At 56.2% G+C, this 26,592-nt stretch carries 29 protein-coding genes; 10 read left to right on the forward strand and 19 right to left on the reverse strand.

The window, feature by feature from the left end:
* Positions 1 to 34: 34 nt before the first annotated feature.
* From NQT62_RS08960 to NQT62_RS08980, 5 genes are read left to right on the forward strand one after another with little or no spacing between them, the layout of a single operon-like run.
* A complete protein-coding gene (locus NQT62_RS08960) occupies positions 35 to 541 on the forward strand; it encodes an LPS-assembly lipoprotein LptE (protein WP_256764343.1) in 507 nt (168 codons plus the stop codon).
* Positions 538 to 1,575 (forward strand): DNA polymerase III subunit delta, encoded by a 1,038-nt coding sequence (holA, locus tag NQT62_RS08965; RefSeq protein WP_256764344.1) that lies wholly within the window; start codon positions 538 to 540, stop codon positions 1,573 to 1,575. Before NQT62_RS08960 ends, holA begins: the two co-directional genes overlap by 4 nt.
* A gap of 52 nt (positions 1,576 to 1,627) precedes the next feature.
* Entirely contained in the window at positions 1,628 to 2,884 is a 1,257-nt protein-coding gene (locus NQT62_RS08970; protein ID WP_256764345.1) for a glutamate-5-semialdehyde dehydrogenase, read from the forward strand.
* Positions 2,885 to 2,922: 38 nt separating this feature from the next.
* Positions 2,923 to 3,354, forward strand: coding sequence for a CopD family protein (locus tag NQT62_RS08975; RefSeq protein ID WP_256764346.1), 432 nt, complete (start codon positions 2,923 to 2,925; stop codon positions 3,352 to 3,354).
* Entirely contained in the window at positions 3,351 to 4,652 is a 1,302-nt protein-coding gene (locus NQT62_RS08980; RefSeq protein ID WP_256764347.1) for a THUMP domain-containing class I SAM-dependent RNA methyltransferase, read from the forward strand. The genes NQT62_RS08975 and NQT62_RS08980 overlap by 4 nt, the downstream gene beginning before the upstream one ends.
* A gap of 5 nt (positions 4,653 to 4,657) precedes the next feature.
* Here the strand turns inward: NQT62_RS08980 and NQT62_RS08985 are convergent, their stop codons facing one another.
* Both NQT62_RS08985 and NQT62_RS08990 read right to left on the reverse strand, forming a co-directional pair.
* Complete coding sequence (locus NQT62_RS08985) at positions 4,658 to 5,146, reverse strand: glutathione peroxidase (protein WP_256764348.1); 489 nt, start codon at positions 5,144 to 5,146, stop codon at positions 4,658 to 4,660.
* A gap of 85 nt (positions 5,147 to 5,231) precedes the next feature.
* Positions 5,232 to 6,266 carry a type IV pilus twitching motility protein PilT gene (locus NQT62_RS08990; RefSeq protein ID WP_256764349.1) on the reverse strand — a complete coding sequence of 345 codons (1,035 nt, stop codon included), beginning with the start codon at positions 6,264 to 6,266 and terminating at the stop codon, positions 5,232 to 5,234.
* Between the two features lie 57 nt (positions 6,267 to 6,323).
* Between NQT62_RS08990 and NQT62_RS08995 the strand changes: the two genes are divergently transcribed.
* Positions 6,324 to 7,019, forward strand: a complete 696-nt coding sequence (locus NQT62_RS08995) for a YggS family pyridoxal phosphate-dependent enzyme (RefSeq protein ID WP_256764350.1) — start codon at positions 6,324 to 6,326, stop codon at positions 7,017 to 7,019.
* A 20-nt stretch (positions 7,020 to 7,039) separates the two neighbouring features.
* Positions 7,040 to 7,843, forward strand: a complete 804-nt coding sequence (proC, locus tag NQT62_RS09000) for a pyrroline-5-carboxylate reductase (protein ID WP_256764351.1) — start codon at positions 7,040 to 7,042, stop codon at positions 7,841 to 7,843.
* Between the two features lie 19 nt (positions 7,844 to 7,862).
* Here the strand turns inward: proC and ubiA are convergent, their stop codons facing one another.
* Together ubiA and NQT62_RS09010 are read right to left on the reverse strand one after the other, a co-directional pair.
* The gene (gene ubiA, locus NQT62_RS09005) at positions 7,863 to 8,726 is read right to left on the reverse strand and encodes a 4-hydroxybenzoate octaprenyltransferase (RefSeq protein ID WP_256764352.1); all 864 of its coding nucleotides are present in this window, start codon (positions 8,724 to 8,726) and stop codon (positions 7,863 to 7,865) included.
* A 6-nt stretch (positions 8,727 to 8,732) separates the two neighbouring features.
* Positions 8,733 to 9,677 carry a LysR substrate-binding domain-containing protein gene (locus tag NQT62_RS09010; RefSeq protein ID WP_256764353.1) on the reverse strand — a complete coding sequence of 315 codons (945 nt, stop codon included), beginning with the start codon at positions 9,675 to 9,677 and terminating at the stop codon, positions 8,733 to 8,735.
* A gap of 190 nt (positions 9,678 to 9,867) precedes the next feature.
* Here NQT62_RS09010 and NQT62_RS09015 point away from each other — a divergent pair, with 190 nt between their 5' ends.
* Both NQT62_RS09015 and recG read left to right on the forward strand, forming a co-directional pair.
* Complete coding sequence (locus NQT62_RS09015; protein WP_256764354.1) at positions 9,868 to 10,251, forward strand: RidA family protein; 384 nt, start codon at positions 9,868 to 9,870, stop codon at positions 10,249 to 10,251.
* Positions 10,248 to 12,338: an ATP-dependent DNA helicase RecG gene (recG, locus tag NQT62_RS09020; protein ID WP_256764355.1), complete on the forward strand. Its 2,091-nt coding sequence runs from the start codon at positions 10,248 to 10,250 to the stop codon at positions 12,336 to 12,338. Before NQT62_RS09015 ends, recG begins: the two co-directional genes overlap by 4 nt.
* Positions 12,339 to 12,420: 82 nt before the next feature.
* On the opposite strand, the gene rplS is transcribed toward recG, so the two are convergent.
* From rplS to rpsP, 4 genes are all read right to left on the reverse strand, one after another.
* Entirely contained in the window at positions 12,421 to 12,801 is a 381-nt protein-coding gene (gene rplS, locus NQT62_RS09025) for a 50S ribosomal protein L19 (protein WP_256764356.1), read from the reverse strand.
* A 123-nt stretch (positions 12,802 to 12,924) separates the two neighbouring features.
* Positions 12,925 to 13,704 carry a tRNA (guanosine(37)-N1)-methyltransferase TrmD gene (trmD, locus tag NQT62_RS09030; protein ID WP_256764357.1) on the reverse strand — a complete coding sequence of 260 codons (780 nt, stop codon included), beginning with the start codon at positions 13,702 to 13,704 and terminating at the stop codon, positions 12,925 to 12,927.
* The gene (gene rimM / locus NQT62_RS09035; RefSeq protein WP_256764358.1) at positions 13,704 to 14,267 is read right to left on the reverse strand and encodes a ribosome maturation factor RimM; all 564 of its coding nucleotides are present in this window, start codon (positions 14,265 to 14,267) and stop codon (positions 13,704 to 13,706) included. Before rimM ends, trmD begins: the two co-directional genes overlap by 1 nt.
* Positions 14,268 to 14,475: 208 nt before the next feature.
* Positions 14,476 to 14,727, reverse strand: coding sequence for a 30S ribosomal protein S16 (gene rpsP, locus NQT62_RS09040; protein ID WP_256764359.1), 252 nt, complete (start codon positions 14,725 to 14,727; stop codon positions 14,476 to 14,478).
* 189 nt (positions 14,728 to 14,916) lie between these two features.
* Here rpsP and NQT62_RS09045 point away from each other — a divergent pair, with 189 nt between their 5' ends.
* Entirely contained in the window at positions 14,917 to 15,270 is a 354-nt protein-coding gene (locus tag NQT62_RS09045) for a TM2 domain-containing protein (RefSeq protein WP_256764360.1), read from the forward strand.
* 208 nt (positions 15,271 to 15,478) lie between these two features.
* On the opposite strand, the gene rfaD is transcribed toward NQT62_RS09045, so the two are convergent.
* The 11 genes from rfaD to pheA form a co-directional block, all read right to left on the reverse strand.
* The gene (gene rfaD / locus NQT62_RS09050) at positions 15,479 to 16,483 is read right to left on the reverse strand and encodes an ADP-glyceromanno-heptose 6-epimerase (RefSeq protein ID WP_256764361.1); all 1,005 of its coding nucleotides are present in this window, start codon (positions 16,481 to 16,483) and stop codon (positions 15,479 to 15,481) included.
* A gap of 16 nt (positions 16,484 to 16,499) precedes the next feature.
* Positions 16,500 to 17,423: a D-glycero-beta-D-manno-heptose-7-phosphate kinase gene (gene rfaE1 / locus NQT62_RS09055; protein WP_256764362.1), complete on the reverse strand. Its 924-nt coding sequence runs from the start codon at positions 17,421 to 17,423 to the stop codon at positions 16,500 to 16,502.
* Positions 17,424 to 17,457: 34 nt separating this feature from the next.
* Positions 17,458 to 18,657: a lipopolysaccharide assembly protein LapB gene (gene lapB / locus NQT62_RS09060; RefSeq protein ID WP_256764363.1), complete on the reverse strand. Its 1,200-nt coding sequence runs from the start codon at positions 18,655 to 18,657 to the stop codon at positions 17,458 to 17,460.
* Positions 18,647 to 18,991 carry a LapA family protein gene (locus NQT62_RS09065; protein WP_256764364.1) on the reverse strand — a complete coding sequence of 115 codons (345 nt, stop codon included), beginning with the start codon at positions 18,989 to 18,991 and terminating at the stop codon, positions 18,647 to 18,649. Before NQT62_RS09065 ends, lapB begins: the two co-directional genes overlap by 11 nt.
* A gap of 118 nt (positions 18,992 to 19,109) precedes the next feature.
* Complete coding sequence (locus tag NQT62_RS09070; protein WP_256764365.1) at positions 19,110 to 19,406, reverse strand: integration host factor subunit beta; 297 nt, start codon at positions 19,404 to 19,406, stop codon at positions 19,110 to 19,112.
* 117 nt (positions 19,407 to 19,523) lie between these two features.
* On the reverse strand, positions 19,524 to 21,224 hold the full coding sequence (gene rpsA, locus NQT62_RS09075; protein ID WP_256764366.1) for a 30S ribosomal protein S1: 1,701 nt from the start codon (positions 21,222 to 21,224) through the stop codon (positions 19,524 to 19,526).
* A gap of 166 nt (positions 21,225 to 21,390) precedes the next feature.
* Complete coding sequence (gene cmk / locus NQT62_RS09080) at positions 21,391 to 22,050, reverse strand: (d)CMP kinase (RefSeq protein WP_256764367.1); 660 nt, start codon at positions 22,048 to 22,050, stop codon at positions 21,391 to 21,393.
* The gene (aroA, locus tag NQT62_RS09085) at positions 22,047 to 23,396 is read right to left on the reverse strand and encodes a 3-phosphoshikimate 1-carboxyvinyltransferase (RefSeq protein ID WP_256764368.1); all 1,350 of its coding nucleotides are present in this window, start codon (positions 23,394 to 23,396) and stop codon (positions 22,047 to 22,049) included. Before aroA ends, cmk begins: the two co-directional genes overlap by 4 nt.
* A 45-nt stretch (positions 23,397 to 23,441) precedes the next feature.
* On the reverse strand, positions 23,442 to 24,332 hold the full coding sequence (locus NQT62_RS09090; protein ID WP_256764369.1) for a prephenate dehydrogenase: 891 nt from the start codon (positions 24,330 to 24,332) through the stop codon (positions 23,442 to 23,444).
* Positions 24,333 to 24,335: 3 nt separating this feature from the next.
* Positions 24,336 to 25,457: a histidinol-phosphate transaminase gene (gene hisC, locus NQT62_RS09095; RefSeq protein ID WP_256764370.1), complete on the reverse strand. Its 1,122-nt coding sequence runs from the start codon at positions 25,455 to 25,457 to the stop codon at positions 24,336 to 24,338.
* Positions 25,458 to 25,484: 27 nt separating this feature from the next.
* The gene (gene pheA / locus NQT62_RS09100) at positions 25,485 to 26,591 is read right to left on the reverse strand and encodes a prephenate dehydratase (RefSeq protein ID WP_256764371.1); all 1,107 of its coding nucleotides are present in this window, start codon (positions 26,589 to 26,591) and stop codon (positions 25,485 to 25,487) included.
* Position 26,592 lies beyond the last annotated feature (1 nt).

Raw genomic sequence — 26,592 nt, forward strand, 5'->3', positions numbered from 1 at the left:
CCATCGGATGGGCCCCACTTTGCAAAGCGTATTCATGACACGAATCCACACCCTCACCGCACTGTTGCTGTCGGCCCTCCTTTTGGCAGCCTGCGGCTTTCAACTGCGTGGGCAGTACACCTTCGACTTCGATCGAATTGAGCTGCGCGGCATGGAAAAAACCGAGATGAACCGCAACATGAACCTGCAGATGCAGATCATGGGGATTGCCGTTAACACGGCCGATGGCGCACCGCTGAAACTCACGCTGCTGAAGGAAAAACGGGACCGCAGCATTGTTACCTTCAGTGCGTCGGGCCGCGCGCGGGAAGTTCGCCTGACCTATGACCTGGACTATCAAGTGACCGACAAACAGGGTGATTTCCTGATTGCCACCACCACGCTTCAGCAACGCCGCGAACTCACGTACAGCGACGATCAAATTCTGGGCAAGGAAATGGAAGAGGCCAACTTGTACACCGAAATGCAGCGGGATATTGCCCGGCAAATTTCTGCTCGGTTGGCTGCCCTAAAACTGAGCAAGCGCAACGATAAATCTTGAAACCGATCTCGCTGGACCATTGGCTAGAACCCAGCGCGGGTCAACAGGCGCTGCCTGCGCTGGTGTGCCTGTTCACCGATGAACCCCTGTTCAGCACCCAGGCTGCAGACCTCTACCGGCAGCGTCTGAAAAAGACCACCGAGTACCAGCGCCATGTGCTGGACCTGGATAGGCAGTTTGATGCCCAGGAGTTTCTGGCCCTGTTCGCCGAGGCGTCCCTGTTTGGCGACGTCTCACTGGTCGAAGTTCGGCTAACCCAACCCAAGCTCAACAAGGATGCCGCTGAAGCACTGACCCAAGTGGCCCAATGGATCAAGACGGGGGAAACAACGCATCATCTGCTGTTGCTGGGCCCCAAACTCAACAAAACGCAGGAAAAATCCGACGGATTTTCCCAACTGCTGGCACTGGGCTGCGAAATCCAGTGCAAACCCGTGAGCGCAGACAACCTGCCAGCCTGGATCAACCAGTCGGCCCAACGCAAAGGGCTCAAGCTCGATCGGGAAACCTGCAGCTGGCTGGCTGAAAAAACAGAGGGCAACCTATTGGCAGCCCATCAGGCCATTGAAAAGCTGGCGGTGGAACACCAAGGCGCCGTGACCCTGGAAACCCTGCAAGCCATGGTCTCCAATTCAGCCCGGTTCAACGTGTTCGACCTGGGCCCCAGCCTGCTGGCTGGCGATACCCGGCGGGTGGCGCGCATGATTCAAGGCCTTGAGGCTGAAGGGGAAGCATCCACACTGGTGTTGTGGGCATTGCAGGAAGAAATTCGCGCCATTCGCGACACCCAAATGGCGATTAGAAAGGGCATGGCATTGGCGGATGCCTGCAGACAACATAGAATCTGGGGTGCGCGACAAAATCACATCAGCACCGCGCTGAAACGCCACAACAGGGGTAGCCTGCAAAACCTGACCGCCTGGTGTTACAGCGCCGAAAAAACCATCAAGGGCATGAAAGCGGGAAACCCCTGGACCCTGCTTGAAATCATCGGGCTGGGCATTGCCGGGGTAGCGCCGCCACCCATGGCGTAAATGAACGCCGCCCACCTCGGCCAACACGTGGGCAACATCGGAAGATTCAACCATGAGCATTGAAGACAGCGTATTAGACATTGGACGGAAGGCCCGCGAGGCCTCCGCAGCCATGGCCCGTGCCAACACCGGTGCCAAAAACAAGGCTTTGCTGGAAACAGCCCGCCTGATCCGTGAACACCGTGGGGACCTGCGTGCGGCCAACCAAGCTGACCTGGATCAGGCCAAAACCAATGGGCTGGAGCCAGCCCTGCTGGACCGACTGGCGCTGAGCGAAAAAGCCATTGACACCATGGCAGAGGGTCTGGAGCAAATTGCGCAATTGCCCGACCCCATCGGCGAAATGACCGATTTCAAAAATCGCCCATCCGGCATTCAAGTGGGCAAAATGCGCGTGCCGCTGGGCGTGATTGGCATCATCTACGAGGCCCGACCGAACGTAACCGTCGACGCAGCAGGCCTGTGTATCAAGTCGGGAAACAGTACCATTCTGCGCGGAGGTTCTGAAGCCTTCCGCTGCAACCAGGCGCTGGCCAGGCTGGTGGCCCAAGGCTTGGAAGCCGCTGGTCTGCCGGCCGCTGCGGTGCAAGTCATCGACACCACCGACCGTGCCGCGGTGGGTGCGCTCATCACCATGACCCAATATGTGGATGTGATCGTGCCCCGCGGCGGCAAGGGTTTGATCGAGCGCATTTCCCGTGAAGCCAAGGTGCCTGTCATCAAACACCTGGACGGCATTTGCCATGTTTTCATTGACGAATCGGCAGACCTTGAAAAAGCCATATCCATTGCAGACAATGCCAAAACCCACCGCTACGGCACCTGTAATACCATGGAAACCTTGCTGGTTCACCAGCATGTTGCCAAGCCTGTGTTGACAGCCCTGGGCAAAATCTACGCCGACAAAGGTGTTGAAGTTCGGGGTTGTGGGCGCACCTGTGCGCTATTGCCCACCGCCAAAGCCGCCACCGAAGAAGACTGGTCCACCGAATACCTCGCCCCCATCCTGTCCGTCAAGGTGGTCGACGGCCTGGACCAAGCGATTGCGCACATCAACCGCTACAGTTCCCAACACACCGACAGCATCGTGACCGACAACCACAGTCATGCCATGCGCTTCATCCGTGAAGTAGATTCCGCCTCGGTGATGGTCAACGCATCCACACGGTTTGCGGATGGTTTTGAATACGGCTTGGGCGCCGAAATCGGCATTTCCACCGACAAAATCCATGCCCGAGGCCCGGTTGGGCTGGAAGGCTTAACCAGTCAAAAATGGGTGGTGTTTGGTCACGGCGAAATTCGCCAGTAAGGCACCAACCGGACATCCCTACACAAGGAGTATTTGCAATGAATGGATATCTTTGGGTGAAATCGTTTCACCTCTTGTTCGTGGCCGCCTGGTTCGCTGGGTTGTTTTACCTGCCCCGCATTTTTGTGAACATGGCCATGGAAACCGACGAGAGGGCCAATGCCCGCCTGTTGCTGATGGCGCAAAAGCTGTACCGGTTCATGACGCTCTTGGCCATTCCTGCCCTGCTGCTGGGCTTTGCACTGGTGGGTGTCTACCAAATCGGCATTGCGCCGCCCAACGGCTGGTTTCACGCCAAAATTCTGGTGGTACTGCTGATTGTGGGTTACCACCATGGCTGTGGCCGGCTGTTGCGCAAGTTCGAAAAGGGCTTGAACACCAAAACACACACCTTCTATCGCTGGTTCAATGAAATACCTGTGGTGCTGATGGCTGTTGCCATCATTCTTGTGGTGGGCAAACCGTTTTGAGCACCCTGTCCATCAAGCCCGGCAAACCTGTCAACTCCACCCGGCAAAGCACTTTCGAGTGTTTTGCCAGTTGCCCGCGGGGTCTGGAAGCCCTGCTACAAACCGAACTGGAGCAGTGGGGTGCATCCAATTGCAAACCGGTGCCGGGCGGCCTGCACTTTCAAGCGAGCTGGCGCCAAGCCACCCGCATGACCTACTGGAGCCGCCTGGCTGGCCGCATCGGTTTGCAGGTCATGAAAGCCCCTTGCGACAGCGATGAAACCTTCTACAAACTGGCCAAGGCCGTGGACTGGCACAACTGGTTCAAACTCAGCCACACATTCCGGGTAGACCTCAACAACCTCGGGGCTGATGTCAACAGTTTGCGTTTTACGCAGTTGCGCCTCAAAGACGCCATTTGCGACCACTTCATTGAACAGTTTGATGAACGACCCAACGTCAGCGTAGAAAACCCGGATGTCCGGGTGTTCGGCGCCATTTCTCCCAACGAAGCGGTGCTGTACGTGGACCTGGCTGGTGAAAACCTGTTCAAGCGGGGTTGGCGGGAAGACAAAGGCGTGGCCCCACTGAAAGAAAACCTGGCGGCCGGCCTGTGGACCATTGTGGCCAACAGCCAGGCGGGCAAGGCCCTGGCCGAAGAACGTCCAGCCCATTACCTAGACCCGTTCTGTGGCAGTGGGACCTTGGTGATTGAATCGCTGTCGACCTTGTGCCAGCGAGCACCGGGCCTTGAGCGGCGCTTTGCCTTTGAAAACCTGAAAGTCTACGACCCAGCCTGGGGCGAAGAATTGCAGCAAGACGCCAACAAACGCTTCAATGCTGGGCTGGACCGTGCATTGAGCGACAAACACTTCCGCTGGCATGCCAGCGACATCACCGAAGCACTGGTGCAAATGGCGGTGGACAACTGCGACCGCGCTGGTTTTGGCGAATTGGTGGATGAAGGTCTGGTGATTTTTTCGCAGCGCGACGCGCTCACCGTTGCGCCCCCCGCCCCCACGGGCATTATTTTGTCCAATCCTCCGTATGGCGAACGGGTTCGGGCCAAAGGGGCCGACGTGCCCGAGGACGAGGCCTATCAGCGCCTGTTCAAAGCCTATGGCGATGTGCTCAAGCACCAGTTCTCGGGTTGGACAGCTTTCTTGTTCTCAGGGGACTTGGAGATCAAGAAAACCCTGAACCTCAGCCCCAAACGAAAAGCCCCGTTGTACAACGGGGCCATCGAATGCCGGCTGTTTGAAATCCCGCTGACCCGTGGCATCTACCGACCGCGGGCCGAAGGCAGCGCAGTCGAATAAACGGCTTACTCCGCCATCAATGCCCGGATATCGGCTTTCAGGTCTTCCGGCTTGGTGGTGGGGGCGTAGCGGTCATACACCTCACCGTTTTTGCGGATCAGGAACTTGGTGAAATTCCATTTGATGGCCGATGTACCCAAAATGCCTTTGGCCTCTTTGGTCAGGTATTGATACAACGGGTGTGCCTCTGAACCATTCACATCAACCTTTTCCGACATCAGGAAACTCACGCCATAGTTTTTCTGGCAAAACGCGCCAATGGCGCTTTCATCACCGGGCTCCTGCTTACCAAACTGGTTGCATGGAAAGCCAATGATCACCAAGCCATCCTGACCAAGCTCCTCGTGCAACTTTTGCAGGCCATCGTACTGTGGGGTAAAGCCGCATTTGCTGGCCGTGTTCACAATCAGCAGTACCTTCCCCGCAAAGTCCTTCAACTCCAGCGGCTTGCCATCCAATGTTTTCGTAGAAAATTGATAAACGCCCGTGGCCATGTGTGTCTCCCGAAATCAGCCTGTTGTGTCGAAACACTGAGTGTATCGGCTTCATCAGCAGAGAGTTGTACCAGACTTCCAAACATCATGATGCGTTCACCTTGGAGAGCACCGATGAGGCAGTGTCTCGGGTAATTTTGCCGGTTACCAACAGGCGTTGAATGGCCTGCTCCATGGTCTGCATGCCTTGTTGTGCGCCGGTTTGAATGGCCGATACCATCTGGGCCACTTTGCCTTCCCGGATCAGATTTCGAATGGGTGGCGTGGCCAGCATGATTTCATGGGCTGCCACCCGGCCACCACCCTGCTTTTTCAGCAAAGTCTGGCAAATCACGGCCCGCAGGGATTCCGACAACATGGTTCGCACCATGGCCTTGTCGGTCGATGGAAACGCATCAATAATCCGATCAATGGTTTTGGGCGCAGATGAGGTGTGCAGCGTGGCCAGCACCAAGTGCCCGGTTTCAGCGGCGGTCAAGGCCAGTTGAATGGTCTCCAGGTCCCGCATTTCGCCCACCAGAATCACATCCGGATCTTCCCGCAGCGCAGCGCGCAGCGCAGCCGAAAAGGAATGGGTGTGCTCGCCCAGCTCGCGTTGGTTCACAATGCAGTTCATGGGGTTGTGCACAAACTCAATCGGGTCTTCAATGGTAAGAATGTGCCCTTTCTGATGACGATTGACTTCGTCCACCATGGCTGCCAGCGTGGTGCTTTTGCCAGAGCCGGTCGGCCCGGTGACCAGCACCAAGCCATTGGGCTCCCGAGCCACCGATCGGAAAACCCCTGGAGCCTCCAATTCATCCAGCGTTCGAACTCGGCTCGGAATAACCCGAAACGCTGCCGAGGGTCCACGGGCCTGCATGAATGCATTCACACGGAAGCGGGATAAACCCTGTACTTCCCAACTGTAGTCATGTTCATGGTCCCGTTGCCAAGCGGCTTGCTGCCCGTCAGTCATTGAACTACAAATGAGCTGCATCACCTCACGGGCATTCAGCACTGCATCTGACAATCGGCGTATGTCGCCATCCACCCGCACCATGGGTGGCATGTCGGATGACAAGTGCAGGTCAGAGCCACGCAGCTCGACCGTCCAGTTCAGCAATTCAGTCAGGGTCATGAGAAAATAACCTTCATCAACACACACAGGGAATGCCGCTTGCATTCCGGAGTTCACATGAGCAGCGCCCTAGAACAGCTAACGTCCATCCAACAGCGTATTCGCATAGCCTGTGAGCGCAGCGGTCGTGACTTCGCCTCGGTTCAATTGTTGGCGGTCAGTAAAACCTTTCCCGCAGAGGCCATTCTGGACATGGCCACCTTGGGACAAACCGCCTTTGGTGAAAATTACCTGCAAGAAGCGCTGGACAAAATCACCCACCTGGCGGAGCTTCCAACTTGCCCGCCTTTGCAGTGGCATTTCATCGGCCCCATCCAAAGCAACAAAACCAGGCCCATTGCAGAACATTTTGATTGGGTGCACAGCGTAGACCGCCTGAAAATTGCCCAACGCCTGGCCGAACAACGACCAGCACACCTGTCCCCACTGAACGTCCTGATTCAAATCAACACCTCGGGCGAGGACAGCAAATCCGGTGTAAACCCGGCCGATGCGGTTGCCTTGTGTCAAGCTGTGGCCAGCCTGCCCAAGCTGCGTTTGCGGGGCTTGATGACCATACCTAGCCCCACCGAGAACATGGAACAACTGCGTGGTGAATTCAACATTTGCAAAACCGTGTTCACCACCCTCAATTCGGCTGGCCTTGGCCTGGACACACTGTCCATGGGCATGTCAGCCGACCTGGAACTGGCCATTGAATGTGGCTCCACCTGCGTGCGCGTGGGCACAGCCCTGTTTGGCGCACGCCACTGAACCCTCACACAAGGAAGACCATGAACCACACACTGTTTATTGGCGGCGGCAATATGGCGTTTGCCATCATTGGCGGGCTGCTGGCCCAAGGCGAAGACGCCGCCCAATGTCGGGTCATCGACCCCAGTCCGGAGGCCTCGCGAAAACTCAACGCACTGGGCATTGAATGCAGCGCTGACTGGCCGGAAAACTTTGCACCCGAGGTGGTCGTTTTGGCGGTGAAACCGCAAATGATGAAAGAGGTGCTCCAGGCCCACGGTGCAAACCTGGGCGACAGCCTGATCATCAGCATTGCTGCCGGTGTCAGTGTGGCTCAAATCCGGCAATGGAGTGGCCAGGTGGATGCCAAGGTGGTGCGCTGCATGCCCAACACACCGGCCTTGGTGGGTGAAGGGCTGTCGGGTTTGTATTTCACCACCAACTGCGACGGCGAAGACCGGGAGGAAGCCACCGCCATATTTGAAAGCTGCGGCAAGGTGGTGGTGGTGGACGACGAGTCCAGCATCAACGCCATCACTGCCATCTCCGGCAGTGGTCCAGGCTATGTGTTTTACCTCATGGAAGCATTGGCCGAAGGTGCGCGTGCGCTGGGCTTTGATGAATCACAGGCCAATTTGCTGGTGTCACAAACTTTTTTGGGTGCGGCCACATTGGCCTCACAATCCAGCGACTCATTTTCCACCCTGCGAGAAAAAGTCACCTCCACAGGCGGCACCACTTTTGCCGGTCTGGAAGCCATGCGGGCTCATGCCGTGAGCCTGGGTATCGTGGAGGGTGCTAAGGCAGCCATGGCACGGGCTGAAGAACTGCAGAACGGGGCCTAGGTGCTGCCAGCCGTAAACCTCAGCAATAATTCAGGAACAGCCCTGTGAACAGGGCTGCCCCCACCCAGTTGTTGTGCAAGAACGCCTTGAAGCACAACGCCCGCTCCCGGTTTCGAATCAAGGTGTAGTGGTAGCCCACCAGCGCCAAAGCCACACACCAGAATAGCCAAAACACCGGCTTGAACCCCAGGCTGAACCCGACCATGGCCCACAAGGCCAAAAAAAGCCCATAGCACGCCATCACACCCAACACATCAAACCGGCCCAGCGTGATGGCCGAGGTCTTGATGCCGATTTTCAAATCGTCCGGTTTGTCGACCATGGCATATTCGGTGTCGTATGCAATGGTCCAAAACAAATTGGCCAATAGTACCCACCAGGCTTGCGCTGGCACCTCGCCCTGAATGGCCACAAAGGCCATGGGTATACCAAAGCCGAACGCCAGCCCCAGGTAGGCCTGCGGCATGGGGAAAAACCGCTTGGTAAATGGGTAGCTGCCCGCCAGAAAGGCAGCAGGCACACTCATGGCGATGGTGGCCCAGCCCAGTGGCAGGGTGATCAGCAGCGCCACCAACGACAACACCACCGCCAAACCCACCGCTTCGCGGGATGTAATTCTTCCTGCAGTCAATGGCCGGTGCTGGGTTCGCTCCACATGCCGGTCAAAGTCCTGGTCCGCATAGTCGTTGATGGCACAGCCTGCCGAGCGCATCAACACCACGCCCGCCACAAATACAAACAGCACATAGCCCGTGGGTGGCCCTTCGGCAGCCATCCACAGACCCCACAAGGTGGGCCACATCAGCAACAGGATGCCAATCGGCTTGTCCAGGCGGAGCAACAACCAATACTCGCGAAGGCGCGTTTGTGTCAGGGCAACCATGTGAACTCAACGAACCATCTGGGGAGAATCCAGAAATTGTACGCCATTGAGTTTGCATTCCAGAATGCAGTTGCGCAGGGCCTCCACCGCCTCGCGGCGACCAAAGCTTTTTCGCCACACCAGGGCCACGGTTCTGCGCGTATCGGAATCCGCCAAAGGCACATAGGTCAACAAAGAGCTCTCCGGAACCGGATCGGGTACCGAACTGGAGGGCAATACAGTGATGCCGATGCCCGAGGCCACCATGTGGCGAATGGTTTCCAACGAGCTGCCTTCAAAGGTGCGCTGAATGCCCTCAGACGACTGAGAAAACCTCGACAGCTCCGGACAAACACCCAACACCTGGTCACGAAAACAATGTCCAGTGCCCAACAGCAACATGTTTTCCAGGCGCAACTCGTCCGAATCGATGGCCTCGCGGCTCGCCCATCGATGGCTTTTTGGCAGCGCCACCACAAAGGGCTCGTCGTACAAGGGTTGAATAACAAAACCAGACTCATTGATGGGCAAAGCCAGCACAGCGACATCAATCTCGCCTTGCTTGAGCAGCTCCAGCAAACGCACCGTGAAGTTTTCCTGCAGCAACAGGGGCATGCCGGGGTGGTCTTGAATCATGCGGGTGACCAGCTCTGGCAACAAGTAGGGGCCGATCGTGTAAATCACCCCCACCCGCAAAGGTCCAGCCAGCGGGTCCATGCCCTGTTGCGCAATCGCCTTGATGGCCGAAGCCTCCTCAAGAACCCGCTGCGCCTGCACCACAATCCGCTCACCCACCGGCGTTAGCGACACCTCATTGGAACCCCGCTCAAACAGCGAGACATTCAGCTCATCTTCCAGTTTTTTAATGGCCACCGACAGGGTTGGCTGGCTCACAAAACATGCATCCGCAGCCCGACCAAAATGCTTTTCCCGGGCCAAAGCAACAATGTATTTCAGTTCAGTGAGAGTCATCGGCCAATCCTTGTGAATACGTTGTTATTGGCATTTTCTATCGCCAACTGCGATTCGATTATTACAAACAGTGGAGTGACTGGCAACCCAAGACTGCGTCATCGCAGGTCAACAAGCACACAGCGGCTTCATCCGAGGCGATCCAGCGGTATCATGACGCCGTATTCACTTTTGTTGCGACAATGCGTTCATGAGCACCCCACAGGTTATTTCCACACCCAAAGCCCCTGCCGCCATCGGCCCATACAGCCAAGCCATTCAATTCGGCAATCTGGTGTTTACATCGGGCCAAATTGGCCTGAACCCCAGCACCGGTGACCTGGTTGGCCCCGGCACCGTTGAGCAGGCCCGGCAGGCATTTGCCAATCTCAAAGCGGTGGCAGAACAAGCCGGCGGCAGCTTGGCCAATGTGGTCAAGTTCACACTCTTTCTCACCGACCTCAGTGAGTTTGCTGACGTGAACGCGATCATGCAGGAATTTGTATCGGCACCCTTCCCGGCTCGCTCCACCGTCGGTGTAGCCAGCCTGCCCAAAGGCGCCCGATTTGAAGTGGAAGCCATCCTCGCCCTTTGAGCAGCAACGTCCCCTTTCCTGAACTCAGCCCACTGCCCACGCACCTCGCTGAGGCTGTGGGCAGCCTGATTCACGCCCCGCACTGGATGGGCCTGGCTCTTCATTTGCCCCTTCGGTTCGAAGACAAGGTTACCGTCACGGCGATGGATGCACTGCAGGTGGGCCAGAAGGCCAATCTGGTGGCCAGCGTGGTGGGCTCAGACATTCAGTACAAACCCCGCAAGCAATTGCGGGTTTGGGTGGAAGATGGTGAAGTCTCGCTGGTTCTGCGGTGGCTGCATTTTTACCCGGGTTTGCGGGACAAAATGCCCGACGGTGCGCGGATTCACATCAGCGGCCAAATACGGCAGGGTTACGGAACACTGGAGATTGTTCACCCCCAGATCCGAATCGCACGACCGGATGACAACACTGAATCAGGCTCACCGATTGAGCCCGGCCATCAACCGAGTGGTGTATTGGAGCCTGTCTATCCCAGCACCGGCACCCTCAAGCAGTCTGACTGGCATCGCTGGATGAAAAAACTGCCAGAAGCCTGCTTTGTAGACACTCTGCCAAACAAACTGATTCAACAACACCAGCTGTTGCCCTGGAATATTGCACTGCAGACCTTGCATGGTCAGGCAGCCCCCAGCCAACTGTTTGATTTGAACCTTCGAACCCATGCAGCGTGGGTTCGTGTGAAAGTTGACGAACTGCTGGCCCAGCAACTGCTGCTTCAGGAATACCGCAACCAGCGAACCCAGGAAAAAGCGCAGTCTTTGAAAAAGGCGGTTCGCAAAGGGCTGGTGGAACAATTTCTTCGGAGTTTGCCATTCACGCTCACGGGTGCCCAGCAACGGGCAGTTCGGGACATCTTCGAAGACTTGAAAAACCCCTACCCCATGCAGCGTCTATTGCAGGGCGATGTGGGCAGCGGAAAAACCCTGGTGGCAGCATTGGCCTGCATCAAGGCAGTTGAATGCGGTCACCAAGCGGCCTTGCTGGCCCCGACCGAGGTGTTGGCCGAACAACACGTATTCAAGCTCAAACCGCTGCTGGAGCGCGTGGGCATCCGATGTGGGAAGCTGCAGGGCGCCATGAAAAAAAGTGAGAAGAAAGCCACGCTGCAAGCCCTGGCCCAAGGTGAAGTGGATGTGGTCATCGGCACCCACGCCCTGGTGCAAGACACTGTCACCTTCAAGTCACTGGCGCTGGTGGTGGTGGACGAACAGCACCGATTCGGTGTGGCTCAACGCTTAAGCCTGATCGCCAAAGCAGGCAACGGTCTGCTGGCACATCAGTTGATGATGAGCGCAACCCCAATTCCCCGCACATTGGCGCAAACCTATTTGTCCGACCTCGCCGTTTCCAATCTGGATGAAAAGCCACCAGGCCGACAACCCATCATCACCAAACTGTTGTCCCAGAAAAAGCGGGAACAACTGGTGGCTGCGATTGAACATGAAATCGAAAAAGGTCAGCAGGTTTATTGGGTCTGCCCGCTGATCGAGGACAGTGAAACACTGGACCTTCAGGCCGCCGAAGCGACCTACACGGCTTTGATCGAACTGATGCCGAATCGGCGTATCGCCTTGCTGCATGGCAAACAGGACAGCAAGTTGAAGCAGTCCACCATGGCCGCGTTCAGCGCTGGGCAGGTCGACCTGCTGGTGTCCACCACTGTGATTGAGGTGGGTGTGGATGTGGGCAATGCCAGCCTGATGGTGATTGACCAGGCCGAGCGTTTTGGTTTGGCCCAGCTTCATCAACTACGCGGGCGGGTTGGGCGGGGCAGCCTTCAAAGCGTGTGTGTGTTGTTGTACGGCAGCGAACTGTCGCAAACTGCCAAACAGCGGTTAAAAGCCATGCATGACAGTGATGATGGTTTTTACCTGGCAGAACGCGACCTCGAAATTCGTGGGCCCGGAGAGCTGCTCGGCAAACGACAATCCGGTTTGCCCTCCCTGCGCTATGCTGACCCCTTGGTGGACAAAGACTTGCTGAACACGGCACGTGCGATTGCGCAGCAAATGCCGCTGGATGACGTGAATACGCGGCGGCATATTCAACGCTGGACCGAGGACACGCCTTGGTGGCTGAGTTGAGGTATCGCGACTCTTAAACAAAAACGCCCCGGCGAACCGAGGCGTTTTGTGTGCTGCACCGTAAACGGCCAGTGGGGAGTGATTACTCGCCAGCTTGGTCGTTGTTGCGGAAAGCCAATTTTTCCTTGATACGTGCGGACTTGCCGGAACGCTCGCGGAGGTAGTAGAGCTTGGCGCGGCGAACATCACCACGACGCTTCACTTCAATTTTTTCGATCAGGGGGGAGTACAACTGGAATGTACGCTCCACACCTTCACCGGAGGAAATCTTGCGAACGATGAACGATGAGTTCAGGCCGCGATTGCGCTTGGCAATCACAACACCTTCGTAAGCTTGCAAACGGGAACGGGTACCTTCAATCACGCGCACGCTCACAATGACGGTGTCACCAGGCGCAAATGCGGGAATTTCTTTACCCAGGCGAGCAATTTCTTCTTGCTCAAGTTGTTGAATCAGATTCATGTGTATCTCCGAACCATCGTACACGGCACTTTGTTGTGTTCATGTTGAATGAACGGCCGCCAGAGGATGACCAATCAAGGTTGTCGATCAACAAACCGGGTTTGCCGACCACAACCACCTGTTTCAACCGGGCCTGTGCTTGCCTTTGGAAGCGCCTTCCGCCTTGGGCGGTTGGGCCTGTTCAAAAGCAGCCAGCAGGTCTGGCCGATGGCGTTTTGTAAAAACTTTCGATTCTTCAAAACGCCAGCCCGCTATTTTAGCGTGGTTTCCAGATAAAAGCACCTCCGGAACTGCTTTATTTTCAAAAACTTCCGGTCGCGTGTAGTGTGGACAATCCAACAAGCCAGTTTCAAAGGAGTCCTGCACAGCCGACTCGGCATGGTTCAGGGCCTCTGGTAGTAAACGCACCCAGGCGTCCAGCAAACAGGCCACCGGCAATTCACCGCCCGAGAGCACAAAATCACCGATGCAAAAGGTGCGGTCTACGTAGTGGTCGATGAATCGCTGATCTACCCCTTCGTAACGGCCACACAACAGAATTGCACCGCAGCCGTCTTGTTCAAGGTGTCGAACATCCGCCTGCTTCAATAAAGGGCCGTGAGGGGTCAGGTAAATCAGCGGTGACTTTCCATCACCTGCCTGCACCTCTCCGGCGGCAGCGCGCTCGGCCCGAATGGCTTGAACGGTTTTCACCAAGGGCTCAGCCAGCATCACCATGCCCGGGCCGCCACCGTAGGGGCGGTCATCCACGGTGCGGTGCGGGTCTGTGGTGAAATCCCGCGGATTCCAGCATTTCAAACTGAACAACCCTTTTTTGAGCGCACGGCCCACAACCCCGAATTCCAGCAAAGCGGGAAATTGCTCGGGAAACAGGGTGATCACATCAAAGCGGGGGCCCGGCATCAGTAATCTTCCTGCCAATCGGCCAGAATTCGGCGGGCAGCCAAATCCACGGTTGGCACATAGGCCTCGACAAAAGGAATGAGATGCTCAATGTCACCCTTGCTGACTTGCAAAATGGCATGTGCGCCGTGGTCAGCCACCTGCGTCACCTCGCCCAGTTCCACCCCTTGAAGGTTGGTGACCGCACAACCCACCAAATCCACCCAGTAAAACTCGCCCTCTGGCAAGGTAGGAAACCGGGACCGAGACACATACACACGGCAGCCCTTGAACCGGGCGGCCAAATCCCGATCCTCAACACCCTCCAGGTGCGCGACCAAACGGTCTGCATGCACCTTGGCACTCAATATTTTGAAGGGTTCGTACATCAGATCGTCTTCAGTGGGTTTGCTCACCTTACGCACCGCGCCATCTGCTGAGGGCTTCAGTCGCGAGACCCACCACTGTCTGGCTTTGAGCAGTACCTCAGGCTGTTCAGACGATGGCAACACATTCACCAAACCTTTGAGCCCGTAGGGTTCGCCAATTCTTCCCAGCTCGATCAAATCATCGGGTTTGTTCACCAGCCATCCTTCTGAGTGCGATGCACGGTCACTGTGCACCAATGACAAAAGTCCGCGAATGCCAAACACTCACGGACTTTAGTGATCACGACTTTAAACCACCGTACCAACCAGCAGGATTGAACTGCTGCGGACAGGGTTATTGTTGGCAAGCAACCCGGGGGTGACCGAGTACAACCCCAGAAGCGCCTGCCGTCGTCTGCAGAACTTAGGCTGCTTTCTGGGACTGTTGCTTGACCAAACGGTCCACAGTTTCAGACATTTGTGCACCCACCCCAGTCCAGTAAGTCAGACGGTCCATGGCAATGCGCAGGGACTCAGCGCCGGCGGGCGCCATGGGGTTGTAGAAGCCAATGCGCTCGATGAAACGGCCATCACGGCGGTTGCGGGAATCAGCAGCCACAACGCTGAAAAAGGGGCGCTTCTTGGAACCACCACGGGCGAGTCGAATGACGACCATAATATCCTCTATCAAAAAACGGTGTGTGAGGTGCCGTTGTAACGGCTCTGACCACAGGCACCAGCACAAAATGGAATGTTGATTTCAAGCCCGGCCCGGCAGTGCCGGTGCACATTTGGACCAATACGAAATCCGATAACCCGCTATTATATCCAGCGTCGTCCAAACTCACAAGCAGTCTGACCAAAAATGACCACAAACCCTCAGGAACTCCGCAAATCCAAGCTGTTGTTTTGTTGGCTCAGCCTTATTGGTGGGGCCATTGGCGCCCACTGGATTTACGCTGGTCGCAAACGATTCTGGCTCTACATGCTGTTTTTCCCGCTGTCAGCCTTTGCTGGCTGGCTGGATACACTGCGGTATGGGTTGATGCCCGATGAACGTTTTAACGCTGACTTGAACCCAGAATACCCAGCAGATAGCCCACAAACCAACGGGATGGTGGTGGTGTCTGTCGCCTTGGCCCTGGGCTTGTCGGTGACCGCACTCATGTCCCTGCTGGCCATGCTGTTTCAATGGTTTTTCTCCGGAACCGTGGCCTAAAAAAAAGCCCGCCGTAAGGCGGGCTTAAACAGGGCTTGAGGAGACAGAGACACTTGCTGTTGCACACAGGGCCAAAGCCCTGCCTGTACAGACAAGCAGCTGGCGACCCAGCAACCCGGAGAGCTGCCAGGCGATTCGGTTCAAGAGCCGAATCAACCAACATACATAAGTGCCCATCCACTCCAATTAGTTCTGTTTTTTCCAACCTTCAGCCAAATTTTTTGATCAAGCGGCTAACGTAGCGCTGCACACCCTCTTCCACCGAGAAGAATGTACCGCGATAACCGGCACCGCGAAGATTGGTCAGATCAGCCTGCGTGTAACTCTGGTATTTGCCCTTCAACGCGTCTGGAAACTCCGTGTACTGAATGAAACCACCAGACACCGCATCCGCCAGACAGAGTGCAGCTTGCCCTTGCGCCACACGCAACGTGTTCAATGTGGTCAGTGCTACATCGTTGAAGGTTTGCGCTCGGCCAGTACCCAGGTTGTACACGCCACTCGGTGCGGATGACGAATGCTCAAAAAAGTGCATGTTCACCTTCACCACATCTTCAATGGATACAAAATCTCGCTGTTGACAACCTGCCGCGTAGCCATCGTATGGACCAAACAACTTGACACTGCCACCATCACGAAACTGATTGAAATTGTGAAAAGCCACCGAGGCCATCCGCCCTTTGTGCTGTTCCCGGTCACCGTACACATTGAAATAGCGAAATCCAAAGACAGGTGCTTTCAGGCCTGCCTTGATTTGGCGTCGCAACACCTGATCAAACAAAAACTTTGAATAGCCGTATACGTTCAGCGGCTTTTCAACCTCACGGTCCTCAATGAATTGACTGCTACCCCCATAAACGGCCGCTGAGGAGGCATACAGAAAGGGCGTACCAGTCCGTTGCGCCCAATCAAACAGAATCTGGGTGTAGCGGAAATTGTTGTTCATCATGTACAGACCGTTGTGCTCCATGGTGTCGGAACAAGCGCCCTCATGAAAAATGGCATCACAACGCCCGTAATCCCCCCGTTCAATCCGAGTCAGGAATTCGTTTTTATCCACGTAATCTGAGATTTCGCAATCCACCAGGTTCAGAAACTTGTCGCCCTTGGTGAGATTGTCCACGGCCACCACATCAGCAATACCCCGCTCGTTCAGGGCCTTTACCAAGTTGCTGCCAATAAATCCGGCCGCGCCGGTCACGATGACTGTCATTGTGAATCCTCGGTATTCAGTTCAATTCATGGGGCAGAATCACGGCAGTGCCCAGCTTGCCGACCACCACGCCACCCGCTTTGTTGGCCAGTGCCACGCTGTCTGGCAACGGCATACCGGCACCGATGGCACACGCCAGGGTGGCAATCACCGTATCGCCTGCACCGGACACGTCAAACACCTCGCGGGCCTGCGCGGGCACATGAAAAGCGCCCTCGCCATTGAACAGTGTCATGCCCTCTTCAGAGCGCGTCAATAGCAGGGCACCCAGGTTCAGGCGAGCCCGCAATATTTGCGCTTTTTCATGCAGTTCAGCCTCGGTTTTCCAACTGCCCATCACCTGCCTGAATTCCGAGCGGTTGGGTGTCAACACCGATGCACCCGCATACTTGGCATAGTCATCCCCCTTGGGGTCCACCAGCGTGGTTTTGCCCGCCTGTTTACACAGGGCAATCATGTCGGCCACATGCTCCAGCGCACCTTTGCCATAGTCAGAGAACACCACAACATCATGCTTGGCGTACTCCTGCTCAAACAACTCCATTTTGGTCGACAGGTGCTCAGCGCTGGGGCGTTCTTCAAAATCGATGCGCACCAACTGCTGCTGCCGGGCTATCACCCGCAGTTTGACAATGGTTGGAAACTGGGGATCATGCAAAAGGCGGGATTGCACACCAGCCTGTTCAAGCATGGTCTCAACGGTTTGACCAGGCTCATCATGACCGACCACCCCCATCAAACAGAGCTTCGCACCCAGCGAAGCGGCGTTGATGGCCACGTTGGCTGCACCTCCGAGCCGTTCATCCCGATTGCCCACCAACAGAACAGGCACGGGTGCTTCGGGGGAAATACGCTCCACATCACCGAACCAATACCGGTCCAGCATCACATCGCCAACCACCAGAATGCTGGCCTTTGAGAAAGTGCGAGTGTCCACCATGCTTGTCTCGATCAGAGTGTTGTTATAAGCCGATTCAGGCTGTTTTCTTCAGGGGTACGGGGTAAAAATCCAGTTCCTCGGCACGCCGGGGAACAATGGAATCCCAGTGTGCACACCCTGGGCATTGCCAGTAAAATTTTTTGGCCTGAAACCCACAGTGCTGACAACGGTAGCGTTCCAGCCGCTGGGTGTGTTTGGAAATCAACTCACGCGTTAAACGCAAATCCTGGCTACGCTCGTCATCATTCATGTCGCGCAGCTGATGTTCCAAAAGCTTGTCCAGCCCCAGCAAACTGGGCCTTGCTCGCACTTGGTCGCGCAACAACACGAACGCTGCAGCGGGGCCTCTGGCTTCTTCAATCGCCTTGGCCAGAACGAGCAGCAAATCGATGGAGGGATACATGCTGCAATAGGTTTGCAAAGCTTCGATACCCTCATCCATGCGACTGAGCCTTTTGAAGGCTTCCCACATTTTTGGGCCCACCAAAGGCAAATACCAGGGGTTCTGCTTTTCAGCACTGCGCCACTGGGCGATGGCCTCTTCAAAATGCCCTTGCTGAAAGTAAATTTCCCCGAGCAGCAGGGACGCTCGCACGTTTTTTGGCTCACTCAGCAAGGCATTTTGAAGGCCCTGCCGCGCATCATCAAAGCGACCATCATCCACGGCTTGTTGGGCTTGCTCACAATAAAAGTGAGCGATGTCCCCGGACGGGATGGGCGCACCGAATTCACGCAGCTTGTGAGCCTGCTCGATGGCTTTGTCCCACGCTTTTTCCAATTCGTAGAGCTCGAGCAGCTGACGGGCTGCGTCAGCCTTCAGGTCAGTGGCAGCCAGACTGAAAAACGCCTTCTCAGCCCGGTCCAAAATACCCGCTCGCAGGAAATCGACGCCCAACTCATAGGTGGCCCGCTCGCGCTCGGACTGTTTGATTTGTTCCCGCGTGCTTAAAAACTGGTGAACGCGAATGGCACGGTCTACTTCACCTTTTTTCCGAAAGAGATTGGCCAGCGCGAAATGCAGTTCCACGGTGTGGGTATCAATCGAAGCGACCTCAAGGAATGCGTCGATGGCCTTGTCAGGCTGCTCGCTCAACAAGAAGTTGACCCCTTTGAAATACGACGTCGGAACTTGCTCCTGCGTGTTCTCGTCGGACCGTCGGTCCAGTCGGGCTGCCAACCACCCCAGGCTGAACAGAACCGGGATCAGGACCAACCACCAGGTTTCAAATTCCATGCGTTGGCCCCACCGGCAAGACCACAGCCTCATCTGCAGCACCCGAAACGCCGCCAGAGTTTGGCCGGTTTGGCCTGGACTGCTCTCGTTCTACACGCTCCAATGCCTTGGTGGCTGAGGATGCCGCTCGTTTGGCGCGAAACCAGGATGGCAAGAGAGAAACCCAGGCAAAAGCAGCACCACACAGAAATGCTGTGAGCAAAGCCACCACCAGTTGGACCTGGATTTCAAGGCCAGGCAACCACTTCACGATCACCACGTCGGTATTTCGGATGGAGAAGGTCAGAACGACCAGGAACAGTGCGATGCGCACCACCCAAGCGATTGCTTTCAATGTGAGTCCCCTTTGACGATGATGGTGCGCCGTTGCGCGACCGACGCCAACTCAAGGGCTCCTCAGTTGGCACTCCAGTACCTGCCCATGCGCTGAACAGGTCGATGGCGCAATCAGATCAACTCTGTTTCTTGGAGTATAAATCAACTCGCTCGCGCAACTCTTTGCCCGGCTTGAAGTGAGGCACGCGCTTTTCAGGCACAACCACCTGCTCGCCAGACTTTGGATTGCGACCCACTCGCTGGGGGCGCTTGGTCAGGGAAAAGCTGCCAAAACCACGAATCTCGATGCGCTGACCATCAGCCAGGGCTTGCGTCATGGTGTCCAGAATGCTTTTGACGGCAAAGTCAGTGTCCCGAACCGGCAGTTTGGGAAACCGCTTGACCAACTGGTTGATGAGTTCTGATTTTGTCATTGTTGTTGGCATCAGCGTGTTGCCCCAAAGGAGCAGCACATGTTGAATACAAAAATACGACCTAGAAAACAGTGCGGCCGCCCGGCACATGCCGGACAGCCGCACCATTACACACGATTACTGATTGCCCAGCTTGGCTTTCAGCAGCGCGCCCAGGCTGGTTGTGCCAGCAGAGCCTGCGCTTTCATCGGCAATTTTCTTCAATGCTTCATCGGTATCAGCCTGGTCTTTGGCTTTGATCGACAGGGCAATGGAGCGGCTCTTGCGATCAATGTTCAACACCATGGCTGTGACCGTGTCACCTTCGTTGAATGCGTTGCGAGCATCTTCAACACGATCGTTGGAGATTTCGGAAGCACGCAGGTAACCCTCGACGTCATCACCCAGGTCAACCACCACGCCCTTGGCATCCACCGCCTTGGCCTTGCCGGTCACCATGGAACCACGGTCGTTGGACGATGCAAACACGGTAAAGGGGTCGCCAGACAGTTGCTTGATACCCAAGCTGATGCGCTCACGCTCAGTGTCGATGGCCAATACCAAGGCTTCCACTTCGTCGCCTTTCTTGAAGCGGCGAACAGCTTCTTCACCGGTTTCGTTCCAGGACAGGTCGGACAGGTGCACCAGGCCGTCAATGCCACCAGGCAGGCCGATGAACACGCCGAAGTCGGTGATGGATTTGATGGCGCCAGACACCTTGTCACCCTTCTTGAAGGATGTGGAGAACTCTTCCCAAGGGTTGGCCTTGCACTGTTTCATGCCCAGACTGATCCGGCGACGCTCTTCGTCGATTTCCAGAACCATGACTTCGACTTCATCACCCAAAGTAACCACTTTCTTGGGATCCACGTTCTTGTTGGTCCAGTCCATTTCGGACACGTGAACCAAGCCTTCAATGCCCTGCTCCACTTCAACAAATGCGCCGTAGTCGGTGATGTTGGTCACTTTGCCGAACAGACGAGTCTGTGCGGGGTAGCGACGGGACAGACCGACCCATGGGTCTTCGCCCAGCTGCTTCACACCCAGGGACACACGGTTTTTGTCCTGGTCGAACTTCAGAACCTTGGCTTCGATTTCTTCGCCCACGGTCAGCACCTCGGAAGGGTGGCGTACGCGGCGCCATGCCAGGTCGGTGATGTGCAACAGACCGTCGATACCACCCAGGTCCACGAATGCGCCGTAGTCGGTGATGTTCTTGACGATACCCTTGACCACCGAACCTTCCTGCAGGTTGGAGAGGAGCTTCTCGCGCTCTTCACCCATGGTGGCCTCAACAACAGCACGGCGGCTCAGCACCACGTTGTTGCGCTTGCGGTCCAGCTTAATGACTTTGAATTCGAGGGTTTTGCCTTCGAATGGTGTGGTGTCCTTTACAGGGCGCACGTCAACCAGAGAACCTGGCAGGAAAGCGCGGATGGAGTTCACCATCACTGTAAGACCACCCTTCACCTTGCCAGTGATGGTACCGGTGACCAGTTCGCCGGATTCCAGCGCTTGCTCCAGGCTCAGCCATGCTGACAGGCGCTTGGCCTTGTCGCGGGACAGGCGGGTTTCGCCATAGCCGTCTTCCAGGGATTCGATGGCCACGGAGATGAACGCACCTTCAGCAACATCCAGGTTGCCGTGGTCGTCCTTGAATTCTTCGATGGGGATGTAACTTTCAGATTTCAGCCCGGCGTTCACAACCACATAGTTGTAGTCCACACGCACAACTTCGGCGGTGATCACTTCGCCTGTGCGCATTTCTTTGCGCATGAGGCTTTCTTCGAACAGTGCTGCAAAACTTTCGGGGGCTTGGGTAGTTTGAGTTGCGGTCATAACGGTTGGTGTTGACACGCCCATGCTGGCGCAAGAGCGGAGTTTTAAAACGCACCGGCACACCATGTGCTGGCACGGCTTCCCCGAAACACGGACAGGGCGCCTAAAATTTAGGCAGACATCCGAATTACAGGGGCTTGAATGGTAACAAAAAAAGCTTGAATCATCAAGCGTTTAAATACCAATCGATGATGGTGTTGACCACTTGCTCAACCCCGATGTCGGAACAATCCAACACCCGGGAATCCGGATAGGGTTTGAGCGGTGCCACAGCCCGCTGCATGTCCCGTTCATCACGCGCCACCAGGTCGTCGTAGATGGCCTGAAAACTGGCCTGCTGACCCCGCCCTTCAATTTGCTTCACACGCCGTTCAGCCCGTACTTTGGCGCTGGCGGTTAAAAAGATTTTGAGCTTGGCATCGGCAAACACCACCGAGCCCATGTCACGGCCGTCGGCCACCAAGCCAGGGGCCTGCCGAAAATCGCGTTGGCGCTGCAGCAGGCCTGCGCGAATCTCGGGCACCACGGCCAGTTGGGAAGCCATCAATCCAGCCTGCTCGGTGCGGATCTCTGATGACACATCCACACCCGACAGCAGCACGCGTTCACCCTGGAACGCCACGGGCAATGACCAAGACATCTGAATGAGCGACGGAAGATCCGCTGCGCAAGACGGTGTTATACCGGCCCGTGCAGCAGCCACCGCCAACACCCGGTAAATCGCCCCACTGTCCAGATAATGAAAGCCCAATCGGCCAGCCACCAGGCTGGCTACGGTGCCCTTGCCCGAGGCGGTGGGGCCATCAATGGCAATCACGGGAATCATGGCCCAACCTTCACGGACTGAACAGCCATGCCCAACGACTGACACAACGCCACAAAACCAGGAAACGAGGTGTCCACGGTTTGCGCGCCACGAATGCGCATCGTGCCCAGCGCGCGGATGGCGGCGACGGTGAACGACATGGCGATGCGATGGTCGCCTTGCGATTCAATGTCGGTCGCGTTGTAGCGCAAGCCGGGCTTGCCACCCAAGCCTTCAATGACCATGCCGTCGGCGGTTGGTCGCGCATTCACACCACAGGCCTTCAAACCGTCAGCCATCACCGCAATGCGGTCTGATTCTTTCACACGGAGTTCTTCCGCGCCGGTCAACACCGTGGTGCCCACCGCATTGGCTGCCGCCACAAAAATCACGGGAAATTCATCAATGGCCAATGGCACCAGTTCTTCTGGAATTTGGATGCCCTTCAGTTGAGCACTGCGAATGTGGACATCAGCCACAGGTTCGCCGCCAACCACGGCGTGGTTGGACAGTTCGATGTTGGCGCCCATCAGCTTCAGAATGTCAATCACACCGGTGCGCGTGGGGTTCAGACCCACATGCCTGAGGGTGATGTCGGCCTGCTCGCAAATGCTGGCAGCCACCATGAAAAACGCTGCAGAAGAAATATCGGATGGCACATCAATCCTGGTCGCCTTCAGGCGCTGCCCACCGCGAACACGGGCTGTTGGGCCTTCTGTTTCAACGTGGACACCAAAGCCGCGCAACATGCGCTCGGTGTGGTCGCGCGTGACGGCAGGTTCTGTTGTTTCAGTCACGCCATCTGCATACAGACCAGCCAGCAGCACACAACTTTTCACCTGCGCCGAAGCCATGGGCAGGGTGTATGAAATCGCTTTCAACGCCTTGTTGGCTTTGATTTTCAAGGGTGGACGCCCACCTTCTTGCGCCTCAATCTGTGCGCCCATCAAAGCCAATGGGTCCATGACACGCTTCATGGGTCGTTTGGAGAGGCTGGCATCGCCCACCAGTTCCACATCAAACCCCTGACCGGCCAGCAAGCCGGAAATGAGCCGCATGGACGTACCACTGTTGCCGCAATCCAGCGGTGCAGCGGGCTGTTTCAAACCATGCAAGCCAACGCCATGTACTTTCACACGCCCTTGATCAGGCCCATCAATACGAACGCCCATGGCGCGAAACGCATTCATGGTGGAAATCGCGTCTTCACCTTCCAGGAAACCGTCCACTTCGGTGATGCCATCGGCAATCGACCCCATCATGATGGAACGGTGGGAGATGGATTTATCGCCCGGCACACGAGCACTGCCTGTCATGGCGCTCGTGCTGCCGGCATGGAATTCAATCAGATTTAAATCGGTGGCCATACAGGTTCTCGGGTTGATGGATGTCGTGGCTGTGAACCAGGACCTCTACTTTTGGGTCCATTGGCTGCGGTAAGCTGCAGCCTCGGACAGCACGCGTTCCAAGGTGCTTCTGTCGTCGTTTTCAATCGCATTGCGCAGCCTGGCGCTGGTGGCTTCAAAAGCACTCAGCGCATCCAGCAAGGCCTTGCTGTTGTTCTGGAAAATGTCTGCCCACATTTCAGGCGAGCTGGCTGCAATCCTTGTGAAGTCGCGGTAACCGGCACCGCCTTCTTTCATGAATTGCGCACCCTTGGGGTGATTCAACACGCTCGCCACGTAGGCAAATGCCAGAAAATGCGGCAAGTGGCTAACGGTGCCAAACATTTCATCATGGTCCAGCGCCGCCATAAAAGACACCCGGGCTCCCAGGGCCTGCCAAAACGATTCGACCTTGTGCACATGCGCGGTGTGGGTTTGTTCCATCGGCGTTAGCACACAATTGCGATTTTCAAACAGACCTGCCACGGCTGCATGCGGGCCATGGCTCTCGCCACCAGCAATCGGATGGGCGGGCACAAAACGCGCTTTCAAGCCTGGAAATGCATGTTCCAATTCATTCAGCACATCCACCACATCGGCCTTGGTACTACCCGCATCGAAAAACACACAGTTGGCAGGCAACACCGGCAAAAATTGCGTCAACACGGGCTTGTACTGCTGCACCGGAATGGACAGTACCACCGCCTCTACCGTGCGCAGGTTGGAATCACCGGGGCCGACCACGCATTCATCAATCAAACCGAGACGAAGCGCTTCATGCGCCGTCTCCAAGCGCCGGGAATAACCCAGCACATGGCCAACCAGGCCTCTCTGTTTGGCGGACAGGCAAATGGACCCGCCGATGAGGCCCACGCCAATGGCCAGCATGCGCTGAAAATGCCGAGGCTTGCTGACCATGAATTAACCCAACACCTTCAATGCTTCGGGGAGCGCATCGAGAAATCGCTGGTTCTCGGCTGGCAAACCAATCGAAATGCGCAGCCACTGGGGCAAGCCATAATTGTTGACAGGCCGCACGATCACGCCCAGGCGCTGCAAGGCATCGAACACCTTCAGACCTGCATCGTCGCTGTTGCCCACTTTCACCAACACAAAATTACCGTAGGACGGCACGTAGGGCAGCCCCATGCGTTCAAACGCGGATTGCAACAAGTTCAGGCCCTGCTGATTTGTTTCATAAGTCAGCTGAAGAAACTCAGCATCATCCAGCGCAGCCTCGGCCGCAGCCAATGCAATCGAGTTGACATTGAAAGGCTGGCGAACACGGTTGAGCAAATCAGCCACTTCAGGGCTGCTGACCGCGTAACCCACCCGCAGGCCAGCCAAACCATAGGCCTTTGAAAAACTGCGGGACACCAGCAAATTGGGGAATTCTGCAACCCACTGGGTGCTGTCGTACTGGTCCTCGGGCTTCAGGAACTCGTTATAGGCTTCATCCAGCACCACCAGCACACGGCTGGGTACCTGCTTCAGGAAGGCACGGATCTGATCGGCCGCCAAGAATGTACCCGTTGGGTTGTTGGGGTTGGCAATGAACACCACCCGGGTATTGTCATCAATCGCGGCCAAAAAACCGGTCAGATCGTGCGTCAAGTTAGCCGCCGGAACAACCTTGGACTGAGCACCACAACCCTGGGTAGCCAGGGGATACACGGCAAATGCATATTGCGAAAACACCGCATTGGTGCCCTGCGTGAGGAAAGCCTTGGCTGCCAACTCCAACACATCGTTGGAGCCATTGCCCAGGGTGATTTGATCGGCCCCGACACTGTGCCTGGTCGACAATTTGGCCTTGAGGGAAAAACCGTTGGCATCCGGATAGCGGCCCAAATCGGCTGCAGCCTGTGCAATGGCCGCTTTGGCTTTGCTGCCCAATCCCAGCGGGTTTTCATTGGACGCCAACTTGACCACTGTCTCGGGATTCAATCCCAACTCGCGCACCACATCCGATACCGGTTTGCCGGCCTTGTAAGGCGCAATGGCCCGAATAAACTGGGGTGCAAGATCGGTGAGTTGTGACATGGTACTGACCTGTGAATCAAAAGAGTGTCAAGTTCGTTGTGCAGCCGGATAAGAACCCAGCACTTTTAAAAATGAAGCGGATTGCCGCAAATCATCCAGTGCTCTGGCCACAGCCGCATCCTGCTGGTGCCCCTGCAGATCGATAAAAAAATAATATTCCCAGCGGCCAGTGCGGGCTGGCCTGCTCTCCAACCGTGTCATGGATACATTCTGGGCATTCATGGGCTCGAGCATTTTGTACACAGCACCCGGCTGATTGGGCACGGAGGCCACCAAGCTGGTTTTGTCGATGCCAGATGGGCCTGGCTGCTGCTTGCCCAACACCAAAAAACGAGTGGTGTTGTTGGCATCGTCCTGAATGTGCTCTTGAACCGCTTTTAGGCTGTACCGCTCACGGGCTGTTTGTCCGGCGATTGCGGCCACTGTAGGGTCTTCACTGGCCAGCTTGGCGGCTGCGCCGTTGCTGGACACGGTTTCCTGCTGAATCTGCGGTGCGTTTTGAGCCAACCAGTTGCGGCATTGCGCCAAGGCCTGCGGATGCGCACAGATTTTTTGAATGCCTTGTAGTGAGCCACTTTGCGTCAACAACTGATGATGAATTGGCAATTGCACTTCACCGCAAATGCTTGCATGACTGTCCACCAGAGCGTCCAGCGTGCGGGCCACTGATCCTTCTGTCGAATTTTCCACCGGCACCACGGCAAAGTCCACCTGCTCGGCATCCAGTTGCCGAAATGCCTCTTCAATCGTTTCCACGGGCTCTGCCTGTACACAATGGCCGAAGAAAGACCAGACAGCCTGTTCACTGTAGGTGCCCAGCGGCCCCAGGAATGCCACGTGAACCTCACGTTCCAAGGAGCGACAAGCCGACATGATTTCTTTGAACAGCGTGCGGACATGCGGGGCGCTCAACGGCCCCTGATTGGCGTTGGTGAGCTTGTCCAGCACCTGTGCCTCGCGCTCGGGGCGCATCACGGGGGCATCGGTTTTGGCTTTGACATGGCCGATGTCCTGTGCCAGCCTCGCGCGCTGATTGAGCAAGCCTAAAATTTGCAAGTCCAAGGCGTCGATCTGATCCCGAAACTTCAGCAGTTCCTGGTTGATGTCGACGTCGGATTTTTCGCTGTTGCCCATG

Source organism: Limnobacter humi (assembly GCF_024518835.1).
GTDB lineage: Bacteria > Pseudomonadota > Gammaproteobacteria > Burkholderiales > Burkholderiaceae_B > Limnobacter > Limnobacter humi.